Origin of the sequence: Pseudomonas sp. K5002 (assembly GCF_013386655.1) — a bacterium.
In the GTDB taxonomy this organism is placed as follows: Bacteria; Pseudomonadota; Gammaproteobacteria; order Pseudomonadales; family Pseudomonadaceae; genus Aquipseudomonas.
The window spans coordinates 1-4,908 of the sequence record NZ_JACARK010000273.1 but is presented as its reverse complement, the minus strand read 5'-3'; the positions used below and the strand labels follow the sequence as shown (position 1 = coordinate 4,908).

Below are 4,908 nucleotides of genomic sequence, written 5' to 3'. Positions count from 1 at the left end.
CAGGCGGGCGAAGCGGATATGGTTGTCGGGCCAGTCGCGGCCGTTGTTGGCGCCGTAGGGCGTGCCTTCGCGCTCGTAAAGCTCGGGGCAGATCAGCACGTAGATAACCAGGCCGTCCTTGAGGTCCATGCGCCCGATCTTGCACGGTGGCAGCGCGGCGTGGCCCCCCAGCTCACCGATGATATGAATCGGGTTGTCGCTGTCCAGCACCTGCGGGTAGCCGGGGATCAGCACGCGCACATCGTGCAGGTGCGCCATGGCGCGGGGCAGTGCGGCGGAAACGTCGCCCAGGCCGCCGGTTTTCACCAGGTCGGCCAGTTCGGAAGTGACAAACAGCACTTTTTTGCGATTGGGATTCACACGTGGGACCGGCCGCACCGTGTTGGGAAGGTCGGCCAATGAGGTCGGCCCGCCAACCGGCTGACTAAAACGCTCTCCCTGAGTATCTACAGCGGCACTGATCATAGTTCTCTCCCGAGTTCTGGTCGGCTGATGGCATATGGCAATCAGCGAAGGTTGACCGCGTCCTGCGGCCAGGCGCACAAGCGCTACACAGACTGGCAAGCCTTATGCCAGTTGTGCTGGAGTCTTAAATAGAGTGGATGGACGGGCGTTCGGTATGAACCGTCAGCACTCGCCTTACCTTAAACCTGACCTGTGGCAGAGTTGGAAAGTTTCGATTTTTTGCGGGGTTTTTGTTTTGGATCGGACCCATCGGTCATGAGTCTAGGACAGATCCCAGAGCCTGTGGGGTCTGTGGGGTATTTTTGTAGGACAAATTTTTTTCATGAGCCCCGTAGCAGCTGTCGAGCGCGCTCCGGTTCAGGATCGGCAGTGCGCCCGACGCAGCCTCGCTGGGGCTTGACAGCTGCTACAGGGGGGAGTGGGAGGTGAAATGTGTGCACTAGCTTAGTGCGCGAAGGGGCACTCCTTTGGCCCAGGCTTGGATGTCTTCGATCATTTGCTGGTAGAACTGGCGGTAGTTCTGCTCGCTGACGTACCCCACATGAGGGGTGGCCAATACGTTGGGCAACTGGCGGAATGGATGCCCGGCTGGCAGCGGCTCCTGGGCGTACACGTCCAGTGCCGCGCCCGCCAGCCGGCCATTGGCCAGGGCGTCAATCAAGGCGGCCTCATCGACAATCGGCCCGCGTGCCGTGTTCACCAAATGCGCCGTAGGTTTCATCCAGCCCAACGCTTCGGCGTCCACCAGCCCGCGGCTGCGGTCGCTGAGCACCAGGTGAATCGACAACACGTCCGCCTGTTCAAACAACTCGCGCTTACTGACCCAGGTCACGCCGCTTTCGGCAGCGCGCTCTGGGGTAAGGTTTTCGCTCCAGGCAATTACGCGCATGCCGAAAGCCTGGCCAAATTTGGCGACCTTCTGGCCAATGCTGCCCAGCCCGAGAATCCCCAGGGTCTTGCCGTACAAATCGCCGCCCAGGCCCACTTGCCAACCCCCGGCGCGCAGGGAATTGGCTTCGGCCAGCAGGTTGCGGGTGGACGCCATGATCAGTGCCCAGGTCAGTTCCGGGGCGGCGTGCTTGTAACTGTCAGTGCCGCCTACCTGGATACCCAGGGCCTTGGCCGCAGGAATGTCGATGGCGGCGTTGCGCATGCCGCCGGTCACCAGCAACTTGAGCCTGGGCAAGCCTTGCAACAGAGCCCGGTCGAAGGTGGTGCGTTCGCGCATCACGCAGATCACCTCGAACCCCTGCAAACGCTCGATCAACGTGGCGGTGTCCGCCGGGTAATCGTGGAGGAAGTGCACCTGGCCGACCGACGCCAGGACTGACCAGTCCACCACGCCACTGGCCACATTCTGCCAATCATCAATCACTGCGATCTGTACCGACATTCACGCATGCCTCGAAAAAGGTTGGATTAAAGGGCGTTCAGCCCTTGCAACAGTGCCTTGTGAAACTGTGACGGCTCTTCCATTTGCGGTGCATGGCCCAGGCCCGGGAATTCCACCAGGGTGGCGTGGGGAATCAGCTTGGCCACTTGCTTGCCCAGCACCGCGTAGTTGCCGAGCTTCGCCTTGACCGCCGGTGACGCCAGGTCCTTGCCAATGGCGGTGTTGTCGGACGTGCCGATCAGCAGCAGGGTGGGCATCTGCAGGTCCTTGAACTCGTAGTACACCGGCTGGGTGAAGATCATGTCGTAAATCAGCGCCGAGTTCCACGCCACCTGGGTGTGGCCGGGGCCTTTGTTCATGCCGGCGAGCATATCGACCCAGCGGTCGTATTCAGGCTTCCAGCGGCCGACGTAGTAGGTGTCGAGCTCGTATTTGCGGATGCCTTCGGCGGTCAGTTTCAACTCGCGCTCGTACCATTGGTCAACGCTGCGGTAGGGCACGCCGATGGCCTTCCAGTCTTCCAGGCCAATAGGGTTTACCAGTGCAAGTTGTTCGGTTTGCTGCGGATAGAGCAGGGCGTAGCGTGTGGCAAGCATGCCGCCGGTGGAATGGCCGAGCAGGGTAGCCTTCTGAATACCAAGTTTTTCCAGGAGTTGATGGGTGTTGATCGCCAGTTGCTGGAAGCTGTACTGGTAATTGTCCGGCTTGCTGGAGGTGCAGAAACCGATCTGGTCGGGAGCGATCACCCGGTAGCCGGCGTCGCTCAGGGCCTTGATCGATTCATCCCAGGTGGCGCCGCAGAAGTTCTTGCCGTGCATCAGCACGATGCTGCGCCCGTTGGCCTTGCCCTTGGCCGGCACGTCCATGTAGCCCATCTGCAGGGATTTGCCCTGGGACTGGAAGGTGAAGTGCTCTACCGGGTACGGGTATTGGAAGCCTTGCAGCTCGGGGCCGTAGGTCGGACCTTCTTCGGCGGCGAAGGCGGGCAGGGCGCTGCCGAGCAACAGGCTGGCGACGCACAGAGAGCGGATCTTGGACATGGTTAGAGCTCCGGGAACAGTGCCCGGATGCTGTGGCGAGGGGATTAACGGGAGATTAAATCCAGTGCAGGGTGAGCATGGCCAGTACCCCGTAGCGCGCCCCTTTGGCCAAGGTCACCAGCACCAGGAACCGCCAGAACGGTTCGCGCATGACCCCGGCCACCAGGGTCAGCGGGTCACCAATGATCGGCACCCAACTGAGCAGCAACGACCAATGGCCCCAGCGCTGGTAGTGGGTACGGGTCTTTTCCAGGTGCCTGGGGCTGACCGGAAACCAGCGTCGATCCTTGAAGCGCTCGACCGAGCGGCCCAGCAGCCAGTTCACCACCGAGCCCAATACGTTGCCGGCCGTTGCAACCCCGAGCAGCAGCCACACGCTGTAATGCCCGCTGATCATCAGCCCTACCAGCACCGCCTCCGATTGCATCGGCAACAGCGTGGCTGCGCCGAAGGCGGCGAAAAACAGTCCCAGGTAACCGGCAAGCATCAATCAGCGTGCCGGATAGTCAGCCACTACCACGTCTTTGCCATCGCGAGTCAGGCCGATGACCTGATAGGCATCGCTGCTGCCGTCCATCTCCATGCCAGGCGAGCCCATGGGCATGCCTGGCGCCGCAATGCCCAGCAAGTCGTCGCGCTTGCGCAGGGCCAAGACCTGGTCGGCTGGCACATGGCCTTCGACGAACTTGCCGTCGATCACGCCGGTATGGCAAGACGCCAGGCGCGGCGCCACGCCCAGGCGTTGCTTGACCTCGCTCATGTTGCTTTCCACATGGTCGTTGACCTTGAACCCGTTGCTCTCCAGGTGGGCAATCCACTTTTTGCAGCAACCGCAGTTGGCATCACGGTGCACGTCAATCGGGATCAGCTCGGCAGCCTGGGCCAGGGTGCTCATGAGCAGGGCCGACAGTGCGGCCAGTCGTAGGGTAGTTTTCATCATCATCTCGTCAGATAAAGGGCAACAGCCGGGCATTCTCCGCGCTTTTTAAAAAAGGGTTTCCCGGGAGTGTTACGAGGTTTTACGAAAAACCGACAGCACCAGAATAACCGCCTGGTGCTGTCGGAAAACTGAGAGGGATATGACGGTTTTGTCAGGCTGGCGGGGATTCCAGGCGCTGCTTGAGCTGATCAAGGGCCTGGTTGGACAGTGCGATCATGCGCTCATGCAGGGTGGTCAGTTGCAGTTCGGTTTCATAGGTGAGGATGCGCTTGAACAGCGTGCCGTTGCCCTGTACTTGCAGCAGATAATGAATACAGCCATCGACCGCCAATGAGGTGAACGCGGTCTTGAACTCCCGCGGTCGCTGCGCAATCTGCACGCGATAGCTCATGGGAACCCGCACACCCAGCAGGTCGATGGTTTCAGTGAAACGATGACCGGCAGGCAATGAGCCGGCGATACCGGTGTCGGCGCCCAGGGATGTCGGATGCCATTCATGCCAGCGATCCGGTTGGGTAACGTAGTCGTAAACGTCGTCGATAGAGGCTTGTATATAGCGTTCCTGACTGATCCGCTCCAGACGGATCGGGTGCTCAACTGCGTGCATGACACACCTCCTGTGTGGCGGAGCGAACTGTCAGAATAGTCCGGCTCCCGCGCATTGCACGGGAGCTTTCAGGCTATTTTTTCAACGCACCTTGAAGCGACCCATCAATGCAATAACCCGGCCATTGGCATCCAGCAGGCTCTGGGTGTTGTGCTCGGTGGCGTGGCCGCTTTGCACCAGCTCTTCGACCATGTGGCGGATGTGCACCATGCTGCGGTTGATTTCCTCGGTCACTGCGCTTTGCTGTTCGGCGGCGGTGGCGATCTGGGTGCTGAGGTTGTTGATATGGCTGACGGAGCCGGCCATCTCGTCCAATCCTGTGTTCACCCGGGCCGTGGCGTCAGCCGCAGACTGGCAGCTGGCCTGGGTGGCTTCCATGGCCGTCACCGAGGAACTCACGCCCGTGGTCAGGCGCGCCAGCATCTCATTGATCTGCGAGGTGCTGGCCTGGGTGCGGGCGGCG

General features: G+C 60.9%; 6 protein-coding genes and 1 pseudogene. All 7 read right to left on the bottom strand.

Annotated features, from left to right (window positions below; all coding sequences use genetic code 11):
* Positions 1 to 465: glycogen/starch synthase (locus HX846_RS14135; RefSeq protein ID WP_178965579.1), on the bottom strand; the 465-nt coding region annotated here is incomplete at its 3' end.
* A 439-nt stretch (positions 466 to 904) separates the two neighbouring features.
* On the bottom strand, positions 905 to 1,858 hold the full coding sequence (locus HX846_RS14130) for a D-2-hydroxyacid dehydrogenase family protein (RefSeq protein ID WP_102605557.1): 954 nt from the start codon (positions 1,856 to 1,858) through the stop codon (positions 905 to 907).
* A gap of 26 nt (positions 1,859 to 1,884) precedes the next feature.
* Positions 1,885 to 2,898: an alpha/beta fold hydrolase gene (locus tag HX846_RS14125; RefSeq protein ID WP_178965578.1), complete on the bottom strand. Its 1,014-nt coding sequence runs from the start codon at positions 2,896 to 2,898 to the stop codon at positions 1,885 to 1,887.
* 55 nt (positions 2,899 to 2,953) lie between these two features.
* Positions 2,954 to 3,385 (bottom strand): YqaA family protein, encoded by a 432-nt coding sequence (locus tag HX846_RS14120; protein ID WP_087692369.1) that lies wholly within the window; start codon positions 3,383 to 3,385, stop codon positions 2,954 to 2,956.
* A 3-nt stretch (positions 3,386 to 3,388) separates the two neighbouring features.
* The gene (locus HX846_RS14115; protein ID WP_003207550.1) at positions 3,389 to 3,835 is read right to left on the bottom strand and encodes a DUF411 domain-containing protein; all 447 of its coding nucleotides are present in this window, start codon (positions 3,833 to 3,835) and stop codon (positions 3,389 to 3,391) included.
* Positions 3,836 to 3,989: 154 nt separating this feature from the next.
* Positions 3,990 to 4,445 (bottom strand): SRPBCC family protein, encoded by a 456-nt coding sequence (locus tag HX846_RS14110; protein ID WP_003207553.1) that lies wholly within the window; start codon positions 4,443 to 4,445, stop codon positions 3,990 to 3,992.
* An 81-nt stretch (positions 4,446 to 4,526) separates the two neighbouring features.
* Positions 4,527 to 4,908 (bottom strand): annotated as a pseudogene (locus HX846_RS14105) (methyl-accepting chemotaxis protein); the annotation flags it as partial.